This is a genomic window from Pseudoalteromonas sp. CnMc7-15, assembly GCF_022347925.1.
In the GTDB taxonomy this organism is placed as follows: Bacteria; Pseudomonadota; Gammaproteobacteria; order Enterobacterales; family Alteromonadaceae; genus Pseudoalteromonas; species Pseudoalteromonas ruthenica.
In genome coordinates this window covers 271,615-288,963 of sequence record NZ_JAKRFT010000002.1, presented here as the reverse complement: position 1 = coordinate 288,963, position 17,349 = coordinate 271,615, and the positions used below count along the sequence as shown (strand labels likewise).

Genomic DNA, 17,349 nt, shown 5'->3' with positions numbered 1-17,349 from the left:
TTGTGAAGTTTTTTGCGGTGGGTATACTTGCGTCGTAGTGAAGATTGAGTGCGAATTTGGTAGCCGAGGAGAGCAGGGTTGGACGTTTTTGTAGCGCGCCAAGCAGTATTTAACAAGCAACAGAAGGTGGTTGCTTATGAGTTGTTGTTTCGCGATGGTGAAGACAACCGTTTCCCGAATGTCGAGGATAAAACCGCGACAGCCAAACTGATCTATGATAATCAGCTCAATCAAGGTTTATCATTTCTCACCGGTGGGCGAAAAGCACTGATCAATTTTGGTGAGCAATCGCTACATGCCCGTTTAGGAGAGTTTCTTCCTACCGATAAAGTGGTGATTGAAATACTCGAGACTGTTGAACCCAGTGAAGAGCACTATCAGTTGTGCCGAGAGTTGTTTCACCGTGGCTTTCGTTTGGCGCTCGATGATTTTCAATACCACCCACAATGGGAAAAGTTTCTAAAGCTAGTGCGGCTTATTAAGTTTGACCTTATGCACAGCAGCTTTGAGGAAATAGACCAAACCCTTGCAGTGTTAAAAAAGTATCCAAATATAAAGTACCTAGCGGAAAAAGTAGAAACGCAAGAGCAATACGAGCAAGCCAAAGCACGCGGTTTTGATTTTTTTCAGGGCTATTATTTTGCTCGCCCGCAAATGGTTAAACAGCGCGATTGTGTTGCTCGTTCGGCATTGATCATGATGATTTACAGCATGACCCTCAAGCCCAATATTAATCTCAATAAACTCAGCGAGGTGTTTTCTCAAGACACCGCCTTAGCCTACAAATTATTGCGCTTTATCAATTCTGGGCTGTTTCCGCTTAAAGAGCGTATGGACTCCATTAAGCAAGCTTTGGTGTATCTAGGCGAGCTGCGGGTGCGGCGTTTTGTGTCACTGATAGTGACCGCCCATATCGCCCACGAAAAACCGCTTGAGCTGACCAAGATGTCGTCAATTCGCGCGCGCTTCTGTGAGCTATTAGCAAAGCGTTATTTCCCTCATCTCAGTAGCAGCGCGTTCCTTGTAGGGCTCTTTTCACTCATTGATGCCATGCTCGATAGACCCATGCAAAGCATTGTTGAGCAATTGCCTTTCCCCGATGATATTGCCAATGCGCTAAATGGGGAAAACAACACCTTGTTTTATCTGCTCGAGCTGGTAAAAGCGTACGAGTCTGGCAGTTGGTGGGCGATGCAAAGAGCCTGTGTACCGCTCAACATCAGTGATGAGGGGTTGCCCAATTTACACCAATCGGCCATTACCTGGTCGCAAATGTTCGATGATTTGTAAAGCGCGTCGATAGCGCTTAGCATCCTGTTGTTTGGCGTGCATAAGTAGGTGGCTGATCGGCAGATTGCGCTTGTGTGTAGAGCACATAGCACTGGTCATCTTGCACCGCGCCGTCGTCATCAAAGTCATAGCCAATATAGGTAAAATCGATGCCTTGTTCTTCAAATACCAAGGCGTCGCTAAATTCCACCCGCTTGACGACATCGGTGTTATCTAAGAAAAACCATTTCAACCTCACATCCGGGCTATCGTCGCTGAGGTCAATGACACCGTCTCGGTTTAAGTCAACATCAATCAGGTCATTGCGCCCGGTCACCGCAGTGGCTCGGTAGCTAGGCATCTGTGCCTTCATCTGCATCAGTGTATTCGCCTGCTCGATACTGGTTTGCGCATTGGTCAATACGGCTATGCGCGCATCATTTTGTAAATTCAAAAAACGCGGCAACACGGTGATACTCAACACCGCCAGAATAACTATCACGATGATGAGTTCAATCAAGGTAAAACCCTTTTGCAAGCGGTGCTTATTAGAGGGGGAACAACAGATGAAGGAATGCATGAAACTGATACCGCGTATAAATACAACCGTGCTATGGTAATGTTTTTTATCGACAATGTCAGCGCTATTTGTATCGTGGAGGGGGAGTGTCTAAGGCCAGTTTGTTCGCCGAACAAGGGTATTATCGGCAATTAATCACCGATGCGCGCCGTACTGAAATTGATGCGTTGCGTGGGCTAGCCATCCTTGGTTTGTTGTTCTTGAATGCCCCTTTTTTCATTTATTTCGATTATGGTTACATCGCACCGCCCGGTACCCATTTAGCCGACTCGCTGCTCTATGGCATACAGGTTCTGCTGCTTGATGGGCGCTTTCGGGGACTGTTTGTGGCGCTCTTTGTGGTGGGGTTAATTGTCCAGTGGCAGCGCCGTGCCACGGACTCGCGCGACGAACCTATGCACTATTTGCGCGTCAGACTCTATTGCTTAGCGGTCATTGGTCTGGTGCATGGGATGCTATTGTGGGCGGGGGATATCTTACTTGGGTATGCCCTTGCCGGGCTGTTGTTAGTGACGATGTTAGATTCACCCGCGAAACAGCAGCTGCGTCAAGGCATACTGTTTATTGTTGTTGGAAGTGCAGTGCTATTGACCTTAAGTGGGTTATACATTGAACCTGCACTCACCTATGACGACGAGCAATACCAAGGGTATCTCAATCAAGACAACTTTCACTTTTTAACTACGCGCTCAAGCAACGCTATCAATATGCTGCTGATGACCTTGGTATCCCTGTTTTCTGTGTTGTGGCTGGAGTTAGGGGCGATGATGTTGATTGCAGCGACATGGCGCAGTGGTTTTTTATCATCGCCTTGGTCACATCAAGTGAAGCTGTCTGTAGGAGCTGGATTGTTGCTCTGCTTACTGCTCAGCGGCATTCATCTTAGCTATGGTAATAGCTTTACGGCAACGCTAAGCCTTATTGCGAACTCTATTAGTGGCACAATCACGGCGGTGATTGCTTTGCATTGGCTCAGTCGTAGACGCCTACGTATGGGTGTAGGGGTTAGGCTGCTTGCGAATGTTGGGCGCTTATCGCTCAGTTGTTATCTGGCACAAAGCGCATTGATGCTGGTCATTGCCCATTACTTTGGATTGTATATCGCACAAAACTTTGCGCTAGCGCATTACGCGCTATTGGCCTTTGCCATTATCATTGTGCAATTGCTTGGTGCGAACGCGTATCTGCGCATCTTTACTCAAGGCCCCGTAGAATGGGCTTGGCGCAAAGCGGTAGAGCGATGGCGCTAATACCATCAACATAAACTATACTAAGCGCTAGCCAAGGAGTCCCTGTGAAAAACCATGTTATCTTATTTGCCATCCTTTATGTGTCATCTTGCTTTAGCGCACATGGCGCAATGCGGGTGCTGTTTGTTAACCCATCTACAGCGGGCGACCCTTTTTGGCATAAAGTAGAGACTTTTGCGGTGCAAGCTGCCGGGGACTTGGACATCAATTTAGACATTGTTTATGGCGACGGTCATCGAGAGTTTCAGCATCGAGCCATCGCCCGGTATTTAGCCACTCATCCTGCGCCGGATTATGCGGTGCTTATCAATTACCCCGGCGGCAGTGGTCAGTCTATGCAGTTATTGGAGCAGCACGAGGTTTATTTTGTCACGTTGGAAGAGACACTGTCCCAACAAGAGCGGGAGCTTGTGCAAAAGCCTGGTGAGCGTTTCCATTATTGGTTGGCGGAGCTGTCCCATGACAACCAGCACGCTGGGCAGCAACTCGCTTCTTTTTTGCACAATAAAGCCGTTGAGCAAGGCATAGAGTCACCGCTGGTGGCGGCGATAGGGGGGCACTACGGAGGAGAAACAAACCTGCGTGTGAATGGATTGCGCGACTTTTTAGCAGACCACCAAGGACAACTAGTGCAAGTCGTGCATGGTCGTTGGCAGCAAGAAGTTGCCCGTCAACAAACGGCCAAACTATTACGGCGCTATCCTGAGTTAAGTATCATCTGGTGCGCCTCGGACGCCATGGCGCTGGCGGCTGCACAACAAGCTCAGCAACATGGCAAAGTGGTCAATAAAGATATGTTTATCGGTGGTTTTGATTGGCTGGCCGACTCCTTGAGCGCTATAGCCGATGGTAGGCAAACGGCGTCGGTGGGTGGACACTTTTTGATGGGGGCTTGGGCTTTGGTCAAAGCCTATGATCACCGCTTTTCAGTGTCAAAAAGTAGCACTCAAGAAGTGCGCTTTAAACTGGCAATCGCGCATCAAGGAAACGTCAAGCGTATCCTCCCTTTGGTGGACCCCGATAATTGGCAGCAAATTGATTTTAAAAGCTACACAAGAACCCATAACAGCACACTTGATGAGTACCCCTTCGATGTGCAAAGTATCCTCAATCAACACTTTTAATTCTGATTTTTGTTGGTAACTGCTTTACAATGCGCAGGTGAAAAAGAAGCAACAAGTAGAACTATGAGTCAACCTACGCGCCTTAATAAATACATAAGTGAAACCGGATTTTGCTCGCGCCGTGAGGCGGATGCGCTGATCAGTGCGGGTCGAGTCAGCGTAAATGGTCATGCGCCACAAATGGGCGATAAAGTGACTGATGCCGACACCATTCACATTGATGGCAAAGCGCTTAAAACTAAGCCTAAACGTGTCTATATCGCCTACAACAAGCCAACGGGTATTACTTGCACCACTGAAAAGAAAATAAAAAGTAATATTGTGCGAGCGATTAATTATCCCGAGCGTATTTTCCCTATTGGCCGTTTAGATAGGCCCTCCGAAGGGCTTATCTTCCTCACCAACGAGGGCGATATCGTCAACAAAATATTGCGCTCAGGGAATAACCACGAGAAAGAGTACGAAGTGCGGGTTGATAAGCCCTTAAATCGGCGCTTTGTTGAGCGTATGAGCGCGGGTATTCCCATTCTTGGCACTGTTACCAAGAAGTGTAAGGTTGAGCAAACCGGGCCGGATAGCTTTCGCATCATACTGACTCAAGGCCTGAATAGGCAAATTCGTCGCATGTGCGAGTATCTTGGCTATGAAGTAGTTACGCTCAAGCGCACGCGCATCATGAATGTGACATTAGCCGGGCTGAAAAGTGGCCAATGGCGCCATTTAAGTGATGCAGAAATGGCCACCATTAATGATCTAATCGCGGACTCTGGTAAAACCGAAGAGCATTCTAAAGCTGAGCACAGTGTGCCCTCTGAGCAACATTCCAATACACCGAAGACTGCACCACCAAAGCGCAAAGCCGTACCTCGAGCTCGCACAGCGCCTGTTCACAAGCCAAAAAGTAAGGCAAACAAGCGGGTGAAAGGAACATTGAGGCTAAAGAAATGATGCGCTTTATTGGCCTTGTGCTGCTTGTTTTTATAACCGGTTGCTCGCAATCAGACAAAGTGACGTTGCATGCTGGCGATTCTATTTTAGCGTTCGGTGATAGTTTAACCGTGTCAGTGGGTGCAAAAAACAGCACCTATCCCCAGCAACTCGCTCAGCTAACAGGGCTGGAAGTGATAGCCAGTGGTGTCTCTGGCGAGCAAACAGCGCAGGGCCTTGAGCGCTTTAAACGTGCACTCGACACGCACCAGGTTCAGGCGGTGGTGTTACTTGAAGGCGGAAACGATTTTTTGCGTAACCAAGATAGCGGGCAAACAAAAGCGAACCTAGGCGCGATGATAACGCATGCGCAAAGTAAAGGGATTGCAGTGATCCTTGTGGCGGTGCCGACCAAGTCTTTGTTTTTGTCTGACGCGCCGCTGTATCAACAATTAAGCGAGCAGTATCAGGTGGTGCTGGTGGCAGATATACTGTCTGAATTACTAGGCGATAACCGCTTTAAATCTGACGCTATTCATCTTAATGACCAAGGCTATCGACGCCTAGCGTTAGCCATAGCCGATGTGATAGAGGTTGAACGCTAACGAAAAAAAGCCAGCTTAAGCTGGCTTTTTAATGACTGCTGATCTCATCCGTTGCGACGGTGGCTGTGTATGGCAAAGAACTTACAATAAAGCACCGGGACCACAACCAGCGTGAGTATGGTGGCAAAGCCGAGACCAAACATAATGGTCACCGCCATGGACTTAAAGAACACATCGAATAGCAGCGGGATCATCCCTAAAATAGTGGTGATCGCCGCCATGGAAACCGGCCTAACCCTGGAAACGCCAGAGTCAAATACCGCCTCGTAAGGGTCTTTACCTGCAGCTAACTCGATATTGATTTGATCCAACAACACGATGCCGTTTTTAATTAACATGCCTGAGAGGCTCAATAGCCCCAGCAGTGACATAAAGCCAAAGGATGCGCCCATGGCCAGCAAGCCAGCGCTGACACCGACGATGGCCAAAGGCACCGTGGCCCAGATCACCAGAGGTTTACGCACTGAGTTAAACAGCAACACGGTGACCGCGAACATCGCTAGATAACCCAGTGGTAGCGAGCCAAAAATGGCTGAGCGTGCTTTGTTGGCAGACTCATACTCGCCACCCCATTGCAGTTCATAGCCTCGGGGCAGGGGGATGGCTTCGATATCGCCACGTACACGGGCGAACAACTTCGCAGGGGTTTCATCGCCAAGTAAATCATGATCCGCCATCACGGTAATGGTGCGCTTGCGGTCGCGACGCATGATGAGGGGGTCTTCCCAGCGTACGGTGAAGTCATCCACCACTTGCGTCACTGGCACAAACACGCCTAATACTGGACTGTAGATTTGCAAGTCGCGCAGTGATTCAACGTTTAAACGCTCGTCTTCTGGAGAGCGGGCAATGATTGGCAGCAGCTGGGTGCCATCGCGATAGAGTCCCACTTTCTTACCCGACACACTGGTGAGCAGCAACTCGTCTAAATCCGTTTTACTTATTCCCAAACGGCGGGCTTTTTGCTCATTGAGCTGTGGGCGGATGAGCTTTGTGCGGTGGCGCCAATCATCGCGAATGTGAAAGGCTCCGGCGTCACTGGCGAGAATTTGCTTCGCTTGCTCAGCCAGCTGTCTTAGCACCACAGGGTCGGGGCCAGAAAAGCGAGCTTCGATTTTGGCATCGGTCGATGGCCCGATTTCCATGCGTTTGAGCTTTAGCTTGGCATCAACAATATGATTGCGCTCGTAGTCACGCACCTTAGCTATCATGGCCAATACAGCTTCTCGGTCCTTCACCCGAACAATCAGCTGACCATAAGCAGGGTATTGTTTTTCTGGCGCATAAGTGAGCATAAAGCGCGGGGCCCCTTGACCTATGGTGGCGGTGACCTCCTCAACCAACTCCTGCTCGAGTAAAAACTGCTCGAGTTTGGCGATACCTTTGCTGGTGGTGCGAATATCAGCGCCCTGGTAATGCCAATAATCTATGTAAAACATGGGCGTGTTAGAGGCGGGGAAGAACGACTGTTTGACCGATTTAAAGCCCACCACCGCGCCGACTAAAAGGATCAGCATTAATACGATAGTGGTTTTGCCGTAATGCATGGCATGGCGCAAGATAAACTTATAGCCACTAAATAAAAACCCTTGGTAGGGATCTTCATCGCCTGCTTGGGCTTGGTTTTTGTTCTTTGGAGTGCGGAACATCACATCAGCAAAGAACGGCGTAAGGGTGATGGCGGTGATCCAGCTCAGTAATAGCGATATCATCAACACCCAAAATAAGCTGCCGGCAAATTCACCACTGGCATCCGAGCTCAGGCCAATGGGGGCAAAGGCGGTAATGGCAATAACCGTAGCCCCAAGCAAGGGCCATTTGGTTTGGTTAACGATATTGACTGCTGCCTTTAGTTTGCTTTGCCCACGCTTCATATTAATAAGAATGCCTTCGGTGATCACAATGGCATTATCCACCAACATCCCTAGTGCGATGATCAACGCCCCAAGGGAGACGCGTTGTAGGTTGATATCAAAGAGCACCATAAAGATAAAGGTGCCGAGCACGGTGAGCAGCAAAATACCACCAATTAAAATACCGCTTTTAACCCCCATAAACAGCAGCAACACCACGATAACAATGGCCACCGCTTCGACCAGGCTGATAATAAAACTGGACACCGACTTGTCGACTTCTTGCGGTTGGTTGTAAATGGCGGCGACTTCCATGCCATGGGGGCGCTGATACTCCAGCTCCGCTAAATGGGCATCGATACGTTGACCAACGTCTACGACATTGACGTTGCTGGCAAAAGAAAGACCAATTAATAATGCCTGTTGTTGGTTGTAGCGCACCATATGCGAGGGTACTTCAGCATACTCGCGATAGACCTTGGCGACATCGCCGAGGTAGATGAGCTCGCTGGCACCGGGCTTAGAAATAAGCACATGTTCAAGTTCAACAACATTGTCAAACTCGCCAGTGGGATGCAGGCGAATAGACTCGCCATCGACCATGACGCGACCGGCATTAGAAACGGTGTTTTGCGCTTGCAACAGGGAAAATATGCGCTCAGGACTGAGTCCCAGTTGCGCGAGCTTATGGGTTGACACCTCGACAATCACTTGGCTTTGCTGCTCGCCGGCTACAGTGACTTTGCCAACGCCATCGACCAGCACCAATTCACGCTTGAGAAAATCAACATAGTCTTTAAGCTCATCATAGGAGTAGCCATCACCGGTCACTGCAAGGGTAACACCATACACATCGCCGAAGTCATCAATGACTTGACTGGGGTAAACCCTTGGCGGCATAGATGCCGAAACATCATTAATTTTGCGGCGCAGTTCATCCCAAATTTGCCTTAGGTCCTCTTTGCGATAGGTGCTTTTCATCTCCACCGTAATCTGGCTTTTGCCGTTAGAGGAAATAGAGGTGACATAGTCGACGTAGGGCAATTCTTGAATCGCATTTTCGATTGGGTATGTTACTTCTTCTTCGACCTGCTGCGGTGAGGCCCCAGGGTAGAGGGTAATCACCATGGCTTTTTTCAGAGTAAACTCTGGGTCTTCTAACTGTCCGAGAGAAAAGTAAGAGACTGTTCCACCAATGAGCAGGAACAGCGCAAACATCCAACTAATAACTTTGCGTTCAATGGCAAATGCAGCAAGATTCATTTATAGGCCTCGCTCTTTTTGCCACGGGCGCACCTGCATCCCTTCTTTGAGATAGTGTACGCCAGCGGCCACCACTTGCTCGCCGCTATTTAGGCCTGAGCGTATCTCTAGTCCGTCTCGGTGCATTTGCCCCACCTCGACCTGGCGTTTATGCACGGCGTTATCCTTATAAATCCATACATAGCTGTTGTTCGCTAGGCCTTGCTGCGAGTCAGAAAAGACCGCTTCCGCCGGAATTTTATGCCATGACTCGGCATTTCCGGTGATTTTACTGATATCAATATACACATGGCCGCTCATCCCCGCTAACAAGTTGAAATCTTCGGGCACGGGTAATGAAAATACCACCTTGTAGGTCAGCGTAGCAGGGTGGGCTTGGGTGTCGTACTCTTTGATGGTGAGCGTATAGGCTTTATCTGGGTAGCCGTCAAAGATCACCGTGGGTTGATACAAGGTATCCTTGTTGACGCGGGCCACCAACTTCTCGGGTACTTGGATAACCACGTCCATTAAATCTCGGGTTTCTAAGCGCAAAATATTTTGCTTTGCCTGAATATTTTCAAAATTCTTAACGAATACTTTGGCAACGGTACCGGTGAAGGGCGCCCTTAACTCTGAGTTGTCTAAGTTAGTTTTAGCAATATTGAATGCCGATTCGGCAACTCGGGCGTTGGCGACTGCTTCATCGAGTTCTGCTTGGCTGGCAATGTTGCGCTCATACAGTGTTTTTACGCGCTTTAGCTGCGACTGAGCCAGGTCATAACGGGCCTTGCGCTCTTCATACTGTAGCTGGAAATCTTCAGGGTCGAGCTTAGCGAGTAACTCGCCTTTTTCCACTTCCTGACCCGCTAACACGGGAAATTCTATGAGTTCTCCATTGACACGAAAGGCTAAGTAGGAGCCTTGGTGGGCGACTACTTCAGCAGGAAAGCTACGCATAACCTTTTCATCAGCGTGACCCACGGTAAAGAGTTTAACCGGCCTGATGGGCGGCTTTTTATCGGTTTTGGGTTGCTCTTGTGAGCACCCCGTTAGTGAAATCATCGCGAGCAAGACTAAAACGAATAGACTGCGAGACATGAATGAGACTCCCTGTGAATAGTGTGTATGTATGCCAGTATAAGAGCACGCTGGTGCGTTAGCTTACTTTGCCGTAGACTAAAATAAAAATTATAAATTACTTATAACTTCATAAGGTAATGTTATGAAGCTGGAATGGTTAAAAGTACTTGATGTGTTATCTCAGTGTCGCTCGCTCAGTGAGGCGGCAAAGCGTTTACATAAAACTCAGCCGGCGCTGACGATGATGGTCAAGAAAATAGAGCAGAGCGTCGGTTTTGCTGTGGTCAATCGCGAAGGTTATCGGTTTTCACTCACTGAACAAGGCCAGGCGTTTTGTCGGCGTGCTCAATATGTGCTGCGCGACATGGACGAATTGAGTGAGTTCTCCAGCGAGCTCGCCAACGGTAATGAGCCAAAGTTTCGCATCAGCTACGAGCAAGTTTGTGTTGGCGAAGAGCTCAGTATTTTGCTGCGCGATTGCTATCATGCCTTTGCTCACACCGAGTTTGAGATTGACAGTGGTCGGCGATTCACCGCGCTAGAGCAAGTTAATAGCGGTAAAAGTGATTTAGGGATTGGCCCCTGGTTTGATATTTTTCACGCCACCGGCGACTTAGAAAGTTTGCCGCTTGGAGACATTGAAGTGGGTGTTGTGGCTTCACCGGAGCTTATCCAACAAACTCAGATAAGTTACCGAGAGCTCCAAAGTTACCCCTGTGTGGCGATGTTTGAAAGTGATCTGCATTTCGAAAGTGGGCGGATGCCGTTTTTAAATCAAGCGGCGATGATGAAACTCGACGATATATTCGCGCTGCGCTCCATGTTGCTTGCAGGGGCGGGCTGGGCCTTAATGTGTCTCGATTTGTGTCAACAAGAAATAGCGACCGGGCAACTGCAAGTGATTCATCTTAGCGATAGGGAGCACGCGTTCCGTGCGCAGATTCGTGCGTTTCGCCGACATTCCCGTCATCACGGTCCGGTAGCTCGACATGTGTGGACAAAGTTGCAGGAAATAGCCCATGGATAAAGCCGCGATGATTTATCAAGTGGTCGCCGCCATTCCTAAAGGCAAGGTATGCAGTTATGGCGAAGTAGCCAAACGAGCTGGCCTACCAGGCTATGCCCGCTATGTGGGTCATACCCTTAAAAACCTACCCTCTGACTCTCGCTTGCCTTGGCATCGGGTGGTAAACAGCCAAGGCAAAATATCGTTTGCGCAAGGCAGTGATGGGTTCACACTACAACAACAAGCACTGCTTGGCGAAGGCGTGCTTGTAATCGACGGGAAGGTCAATATGCGCCGTTTCGCTTGGCATATCTAACAGCGAGTGTGTTATTGGCAACTAAATAATGTATAGGTAAATGGCCAAAAAGTGGCAGGTACAGGCAACCAGCACGAATAGATGCCAGATGGCATGGCTGAGATGGCGATGTTTGGCGCTGTAAAATAAGGTACCCACACTGAATAATACCCCACCCAATACCAACAACCACATCGCGCCACCGGGCAGTGCAAGATAAAGTGGATAGATAAACGCAAGTGCTATCCACCCCATCACCAAATAGGTGGCCAAAGAAATTCTCGGTCGCGGGATTTTTGCAGTTAATTTGAATATCACGCCAAATAAAGCCAACCCCCAAATAGCAAACATGCCTATCCAGGCCCAGTATCCGCCTAGCGCAAGTAATAAAAAGGGCGTGTACGTACCGGCAATTAATAGGTAGATGGCACTGTGATCAAGCTTTTTCAGGACGCGTTTGGCCTTGTCACTTACACTGGCGTGGTAAAGAGTTGAACTGACGAACATTAAAATGAGGCTGGCACCGTATACGCTGGTCGCTACCACAGCGGTTATGGATTCGCTGACGAGCACCATAGCAACCAAGGCCACAATAGCGAGTAAGGCACCAAGACCATGGCTTAACCAGTTTAACTTTTCTTCAAACGGGGAATAACCACTCACTTGCATCTGTTTTAACTCATTATTACTTGCTTCGACGAACCAACTATAACTGTTCAGCGTACACATGTACACCCAAATGAAAGTGTTAATTCGGAACAAAAACTCGGTTGGTTTAAATCGCTAATTGCAGTGTGAAAAAAGCTAAGAAATAGTTTTTATTTTATATGGCTAATTTAGTACTTCGCCTGTTGTAAAATAAAAGTACAGTTATTACAAGGGGTTAAAAAATTTATTGGTTCTGGCACAACCTTTGTAATAGATGATGCGACTAATTAAACAATACCTTAACAACAGGAACATCATCATGAAAACGTTAACCAAGGCAACAATTCTGACTTCCGCTTTATTTGTAAGTTCAATGGCAAATGCGAACTCTCTCACTCAAGAAATTGAACAGGCTGTTCGCTCTGCTGCAAACGAAGCGTATTCATCGCTCATCCAGTCACAGAAACAGGCACTACGTGATGCAACTCAGACGTTATTTTCCGAGCAGCGCCAGGCATCAGATAAAGCGTCTGATAAAACGAATGCGAAGGAGCAGGGTGATGACGCTTAATTTTGCCTTACTGGGGCTTATGCTGCTACCCGTAGCAAGTTTGTTTGGTACCTACCTAGGCATTAGTGTCTGCCGTAATTTCGGTTGGTGGGGAGAGTAGTTGTCCTCACCCTAACTATTTCACTGGCTATCTGATCGGCATTAACAGACATGACGTAGTATACGCACTACCCACCGTCCTAGGATTATTATGAAGTATGCCGTGTTCCCTCTGCCGCTGGTGTTGTTGCCGCAGGGCGTGACCAAGCTCAAAATTTTCGAGCAGCGATACATTCACATGGTAAAAGAGTGTCTGCGCGAACAACGCGGCTTTGTTATCACCCCATTAGCCAAGGAAAATGACGACCAGACAAGCGAATTTGGTTGCCTAGTTAAAATTATCGATTTTGACCAAGACCCGACAGGCCAGTTGTTAATCACTGTGCAAGGTGAAAGCCTGATGCGCATAGATAACATAACCTACCTCGATAACGGCTTACGCTATTGTACCCACCCCACTGAAATAGAGACTGCGACGGTGCCTGAGGTTGAACTTACCGATTTGGCGCAGGCGTTAAAATGGGTGTTAGACAATAACCCAGAACTCAAATGCCTATATGATTACCCTAACTACGACGATGCCAAGTGGGTTGCCTATCGCTGGTTAGAGATATTACCTGTTGATTATAATCAAAAAAAGTTAATAATCCGTGATCACAACTTTGAACAACTGCTCGACTTCCTCCATACTGTAATTAATTTCAACGAGCGATGATCTATCGCGCCACTCCTTGCGTAAATCTCACAAATAAAAGCATTACTGAGGCAGCCAATGGGATTGCAAAGCGTGTTAGACAAGCCGTGTAACAAGTCTCCGCAGCAAAGTATTGCACCAAGCGGTGGCAATCAAAGCAAAGGAAGAAACATGGGCAGTGAAACTGAGCATTTGTCAGATGCGTTAGTGCGCGTCGCAGAGCATCGGGACAGAAGCGCATTCGCAACGCTGTTTTCTTATTTCGCACCAAAGATAAAACGCTTTGGCATTAAGCAATACAACAATGAAGCGTCGGCGATGGAGCTGGTGCAAGACACCATGACGTCAGTTTGGCGTAAAGCTCACCTTTACCATCCGAGTAAAGGCGCGGCGACGACTTGGGTTTATACCGTAATGCGTAATGCATCCTTCGATGCGCTGCGCAAAATGCGCAGCAATAAAGAAGATACCTTAAGCGAAGATATTTGGCCGTTGGTGCAGCATCATGAAGAAGAGCAAGAAGTATTTGGCGATCATTTACAGAGCCAACTCTTGCAGCAGCATATAGACAAGCTTCCCATCGCCCAGCAGGAGGTGGTTAAGGGAGTATACTTTCAAGAAATGTCGCAAGAGCAACTTGCGAAGCAGTTAGGCGTACCAGTTGGAACCGTAAAGTCGCGGTTAAGATTGGCGCTCTCAAAGCTAAGAAATCATCTGGGAGCAGAGCATGATTAAATTTCACCCGAACACACAGTTGTTAGAACAACATGTGCTTGGCGCATTGCCAGCTTCGCTGAGCGTGGCAATTTCAGCTCACCTTGAGCTTTGCGATGACTGTTGCGACACCGTCGCAGCATTAGAGCAGCGCATTGGTGAACAAACGTTTACAGATGACGCCGGTGAGGAGCTCACTGGTTCACAAGAGCTGCTTGACGCGCAGATGAGCGCCATGCTCAGTGATATTACTGCAGATACAGACGTCGATGATTTTGCCATTCAAAGCGCAAAGCAAATATCCGTTGGTGATAGAAACATCACGTTACCACGTGCATTGAGCCATGTGGGCATGTCGAGATTTGTTCAGGCCGGCAAGCTCGCGCGTTCGCGCCTGGAGCTTGATGAGGGCAGTATTCGCACTAGCCTATTGTACATTGCTCCAGGGGGGACCATTCCCGAGCATACGCACACAGGTTTTGAGTTGACGCTATTGCTTGATGGCACCTTTACCGACGAAGAAGGAGAGTATCAACCGGGCGATTTTATATGGCTTGATCATAAGCACGACCATACTCCTTACACCGAACAGGGGTGTTTGTGCTTGGCAGTAGTCAATAGTGCACTACACTTCAATAAAGGCTTAAGTAAATTGCTCAACCCCATTGGCGAGCTTATATATTAATGGATAAATCGTTGAAAATAGGTATTAGCGCGTGTCTTACCGGCGAAAAAGTTCGATTTGACTCTGGGCACAAGCGCTCTAACTTTTGCATGGATGAGCTGGCAAAGCACGTGCAGTATGTGCCCTTTTGTCCAGAAGTGGCAATTGGCTTACCCATTCCTAGGCCGGCCATTCGCCAAGTGCGTAAAGACGACGTGATAACCGTGTGTCGCCCTGATGGCAGTGGCGAAGTTGGCAAGGACCTTAAAAACTACGGGCAGCAGGTGGCACAGAATCAGGGCCAACACCTCGATGGGTTTATATTCTGTGCTAAAAGTCCTAGCTGTGGCATGGAACGAGTCAAAGTCTTTAATGAAGCTGGGACGGGCAATACATCAGAGGGTGTAGGCTTTTTCAGCGCCGAAATAATGAAGGCTAATCCGCTACTCCCTTGTGAGGAAAATGGCCGACTCAATGACATGCACCTGCGCGAAAACTTTGTTATGCGTGTTTATGTTTATCATAGCTGGCGCAAGCTGCGTGAGTCAGGATTAAGCGCTCATCGGCTGACTACTTTCCACTCTTTGCATAAATACCTATTGATGAGTCACAACTATCAAGCCTACCGTGATTTAGGCCGGTTGCTCGGCAGTATCGAAGGGGATGACATCGAAGCTATTGCCGATGAGTATATCCTTGGCTTAATGAATGCGTTGAAAAAGCCTGCGTCGCGCAAAGCACATACTAATACCTTGATGCACTTGCAGGGGTATTTCAAACAGCACCTCGGTAAAGAGGAAAAGCAAGAATTACGTGCGGCAATCGAAGACTACCGCCAGGGGCTTGTGCCTTTATATGTGCCGCTAACATTATTGCGTCACCACCTTACGGTGCATCCAAATCCTTATTTAGCGCAACAAGTCTACTTTAATCCCCACCCAAACGATTTAAAGCTGAGGTATGGTATTTAAATGAGTTCATTGTTCTGGTTTCGGCGCGACTTGCGCCTTTATGCAAACGAAGCTTTAATTGAAGCATTAAACAACGGCGCAAAAGACGCCGTTTTCTTTGTCTGCGAGAAACAGTGGCAACGGCACGACATGGCGCCCATTCAACGGGATCTCATGCTGCGACGTGTCGATTATTTGGGTCAGCGCTTGAGTGAGCACGGTATTCGCTTGCACGTATTGGATGTTGATGAATTTAGTGACATACCCGCATCGTTACAAGGGTTATGTAACAGCTTGAGCGTCAAGCATGTTTATGCCAACCGCGAATATGAAGTGAATGAACGCCAGCGTGACAGCCAATGTGCGCAATTAGCTCTTGAGTTTCATTGGTTTGATGGCGATGTAATTGCCCCGCCAGGCTCGGTGTGTACAAAAAGCGGTGACATGTTTCGCGTGTTTACCCCATTTAAGCGTCAATGGCTAAAGCAGTATGAGCAAAGCCACTTTTCATTGCCGTCATTGCCGTCATGGCCGTCGTTACATAACGCGATAAAGTGGCAGACGCCTCGTTGTTTGCAAAGTGACGGTGAATCGCAAAAATGGCCGGTTGATGATGATTCACTTAGCGCGATTGTTGAGCGCTTTATTGACGATAAGCTCACCACCTATGATCAGCAGCGAGACTTTCCAGCGATTAAAGGCACCTCCGGGTTGAGCCCATACTTGGCACTCGGAATAATCAGCGTTAAACAACTGCTCGTTAACGTACAGCAGCGCCACCCTGATATTTTGCAAAGCGCAAAAAGTAACCTCTTTAGTTGGGTCAACGAACTGATTTGGCGAGAATTTTATCGCCATCTTATTGTTGCCTATCCGCGTTTATGCAAACACGCTAACTTTAACGCCAAGTACGACGCCGTGAAATGGCGTGAAAGCGATAAAGATTTCAATGCTTGGTGCGAAGGAAGAACGGGTTATCCTCTGGTGGATGCAGCAATGCGACAATTAGTGCAAACAGGGTGGATGCACAATCGCCTACGTATGGTGGTGGCAAGCTTTCTGACCAAGCATTTACTCATCGATTGGCGCGCTGGTGAGCAGTTTTTTATGCGTCACCTGATTGATGGTGACTTGGCGTCAAACAATGGCGGATGGCAATGGGCGGCAAGCACCGGCTGTGACGCGCAGCCTTACTTTCGTATTTTTAACCCGATAACGCAAAGTGAACGTTTTGATCCAGATGGCGAATTCATCCGTAAGTACCTACCAGAGTTAGAAAAAGTGCCTGCTAAGCAGATCCACTTTCCGCACCAATATCTAGCAGCAACTCAAAGCAACAGGTATTGGCCAGCGATAGTTGATCATAAAGCGGCACGCGAACGTGCCTTAGCACGATTTAAGGTGGACGATGAATAACGCGCTTGAGCAATTTGTGTCAGTTTATCAGCGTTTGGATAAGCATAACCTAGACTTGCTGCATGAAGTTTATGGCGAAGCCATTCATTTCCAAGATCCCCTTCATGAAGTTAAAGGGTTGCAACAACTAAGGCGATATTTCGCCAACATGTATGCCAATGTTAATCACTGCACATTTGATATTAGCCAACAATTTGCTTTTGATAATCATGCATTCTTGTATTGGACCATGCGCTTTTCACACCCCAAGTTAAATGGTGGCAATGAGGTCTCGGTTGCAGGGCACAGCTTTTTGCAATTTGATCAAGGCAAAGTCATCCACCATCGCGATTACTTTGATGTAGGCGCTATGTTATACCGACATATCCCTTTGCTTGGCAAAGTAATCAAGCTCGTTGACAACAAAGCAGGGAGTTAGG

At 48.1% G+C, this 17,349-nt stretch carries 18 protein-coding genes; 14 read left to right on the top strand and 4 right to left on the bottom strand.

Annotated features, from left to right (window positions below; all coding sequences use genetic code 11):
* Positions 1–78: 78 nt before the first annotated feature.
* Positions 79–1,290: an HDOD domain-containing protein gene (locus MHM95_RS05060; protein ID WP_022946791.1), complete on the top strand. Its 1,212-nt coding sequence runs from the start codon at positions 79–81 to the stop codon at positions 1,288–1,290.
* 16 nt (positions 1,291–1,306) lie between these two features.
* On the opposite strand, the gene MHM95_RS05055 is transcribed toward MHM95_RS05060, so the two are convergent.
* Positions 1,307–1,849, bottom strand: coding sequence for a prepilin-type N-terminal cleavage/methylation domain-containing protein (locus MHM95_RS05055; RefSeq protein WP_051034508.1), 543 nt, complete (start codon positions 1,847–1,849; stop codon positions 1,307–1,309).
* An 86-nt stretch (positions 1,850–1,935) separates the two neighbouring features.
* On the opposite strand from MHM95_RS05055, the gene MHM95_RS18855 reads away from it, so the two are divergent.
* From MHM95_RS18855 to MHM95_RS05035, 4 genes are all read left to right on the top strand, one after another.
* Positions 1,936–3,099 (top strand): DUF418 domain-containing protein, encoded by a 1,164-nt coding sequence (locus MHM95_RS18855; RefSeq protein WP_239384552.1) that lies wholly within the window; start codon positions 1,936–1,938, stop codon positions 3,097–3,099.
* Between the two features lie 44 nt (positions 3,100–3,143).
* Positions 3,144–4,223: an ABC transporter substrate-binding protein gene (locus MHM95_RS05045; protein WP_239384550.1), complete on the top strand. Its 1,080-nt coding sequence runs from the start codon at positions 3,144–3,146 to the stop codon at positions 4,221–4,223.
* 63 nt (positions 4,224–4,286) lie between these two features.
* On the top strand, positions 4,287–5,171 hold the full coding sequence (gene rluF, locus MHM95_RS05040; protein WP_239384548.1) for a 23S rRNA pseudouridine(2604) synthase RluF: 885 nt from the start codon (positions 4,287–4,289) through the stop codon (positions 5,169–5,171).
* Positions 5,168–5,755: a GDSL-type esterase/lipase family protein gene (locus MHM95_RS05035; RefSeq protein WP_053909386.1), complete on the top strand. Its 588-nt coding sequence runs from the start codon at positions 5,168–5,170 to the stop codon at positions 5,753–5,755. The genes rluF and MHM95_RS05035 overlap by 4 nt, the downstream gene beginning before the upstream one ends.
* A 44-nt stretch (positions 5,756–5,799) precedes the next feature.
* Here the strand turns inward: MHM95_RS05035 and MHM95_RS05030 are convergent, their stop codons facing one another.
* Positions 5,800–8,871: an efflux RND transporter permease subunit gene (locus MHM95_RS05030; RefSeq protein ID WP_239384546.1), complete on the bottom strand. Its 3,072-nt coding sequence runs from the start codon at positions 8,869–8,871 to the stop codon at positions 5,800–5,802.
* A complete protein-coding gene (locus tag MHM95_RS05025) occupies positions 8,872–9,951 on the bottom strand; it encodes an efflux RND transporter periplasmic adaptor subunit (RefSeq protein WP_239384544.1) in 1,080 nt (359 codons plus the stop codon).
* 124 nt (positions 9,952–10,075) lie between these two features.
* Here MHM95_RS05025 and MHM95_RS05020 point away from each other — a divergent pair, with 124 nt between their 5' ends.
* Both MHM95_RS05020 and MHM95_RS05015 read left to right on the top strand, forming a co-directional pair.
* Positions 10,076–10,960 carry a LysR family transcriptional regulator gene (locus MHM95_RS05020; protein ID WP_138587412.1) on the top strand — a complete coding sequence of 295 codons (885 nt, stop codon included), beginning with the start codon at positions 10,076–10,078 and terminating at the stop codon, positions 10,958–10,960.
* Positions 10,953–11,255: an MGMT family protein gene (locus tag MHM95_RS05015; RefSeq protein ID WP_239384542.1), complete on the top strand. Its 303-nt coding sequence runs from the start codon at positions 10,953–10,955 to the stop codon at positions 11,253–11,255. The genes MHM95_RS05020 and MHM95_RS05015 overlap by 8 nt, the downstream gene beginning before the upstream one ends.
* Before the next feature lie 21 nt (positions 11,256–11,276).
* Here the strand turns inward: MHM95_RS05015 and MHM95_RS05010 are convergent, their stop codons facing one another.
* Positions 11,277–11,963 (bottom strand): hemolysin III family protein, encoded by a 687-nt coding sequence (locus MHM95_RS05010; RefSeq protein WP_022946801.1) that lies wholly within the window; start codon positions 11,961–11,963, stop codon positions 11,277–11,279.
* Positions 11,964–12,201: 238 nt separating this feature from the next.
* Here MHM95_RS05010 and MHM95_RS05005 point away from each other — a divergent pair, with 238 nt between their 5' ends.
* From MHM95_RS05005 to MHM95_RS04975, 7 genes are all read left to right on the top strand, one after another.
* Positions 12,202–12,453 (top strand): hypothetical protein, encoded by a 252-nt coding sequence (locus MHM95_RS05005; RefSeq protein WP_022946802.1) that lies wholly within the window; start codon positions 12,202–12,204, stop codon positions 12,451–12,453.
* Positions 12,454–12,643: 190 nt separating this feature from the next.
* Positions 12,644–13,207, top strand: a complete 564-nt coding sequence (locus tag MHM95_RS05000) for an LON peptidase substrate-binding domain-containing protein (RefSeq protein WP_239384541.1) — start codon at positions 12,644–12,646, stop codon at positions 13,205–13,207.
* Between the two features lie 150 nt (positions 13,208–13,357).
* Positions 13,358–13,921, top strand: coding sequence for a sigma-70 family RNA polymerase sigma factor (locus MHM95_RS04995; RefSeq protein ID WP_045980206.1), 564 nt, complete (start codon positions 13,358–13,360; stop codon positions 13,919–13,921).
* Positions 13,914–14,585, top strand: coding sequence for a ChrR family anti-sigma-E factor (locus MHM95_RS04990; protein WP_022946806.1), 672 nt, complete (start codon positions 13,914–13,916; stop codon positions 14,583–14,585). Before MHM95_RS04995 ends, MHM95_RS04990 begins: the two co-directional genes overlap by 8 nt.
* Entirely contained in the window at positions 14,585–15,535 is a 951-nt protein-coding gene (locus tag MHM95_RS04985) for a DUF523 and DUF1722 domain-containing protein (RefSeq protein ID WP_239384540.1), read from the top strand. The genes MHM95_RS04990 and MHM95_RS04985 overlap by 1 nt, the downstream gene beginning before the upstream one ends.
* Positions 15,536–16,930, top strand: coding sequence for a deoxyribodipyrimidine photo-lyase (gene phrB / locus MHM95_RS04980; RefSeq protein ID WP_239384539.1), 1,395 nt, complete (start codon positions 15,536–15,538; stop codon positions 16,928–16,930).
* Positions 16,923–17,348, top strand: coding sequence for a nuclear transport factor 2 family protein (locus MHM95_RS04975; protein WP_053909393.1), 426 nt, complete (start codon positions 16,923–16,925; stop codon positions 17,346–17,348). Before phrB ends, MHM95_RS04975 begins: the two co-directional genes overlap by 8 nt.
* Position 17,349: the final 1 nt, after the last annotated feature.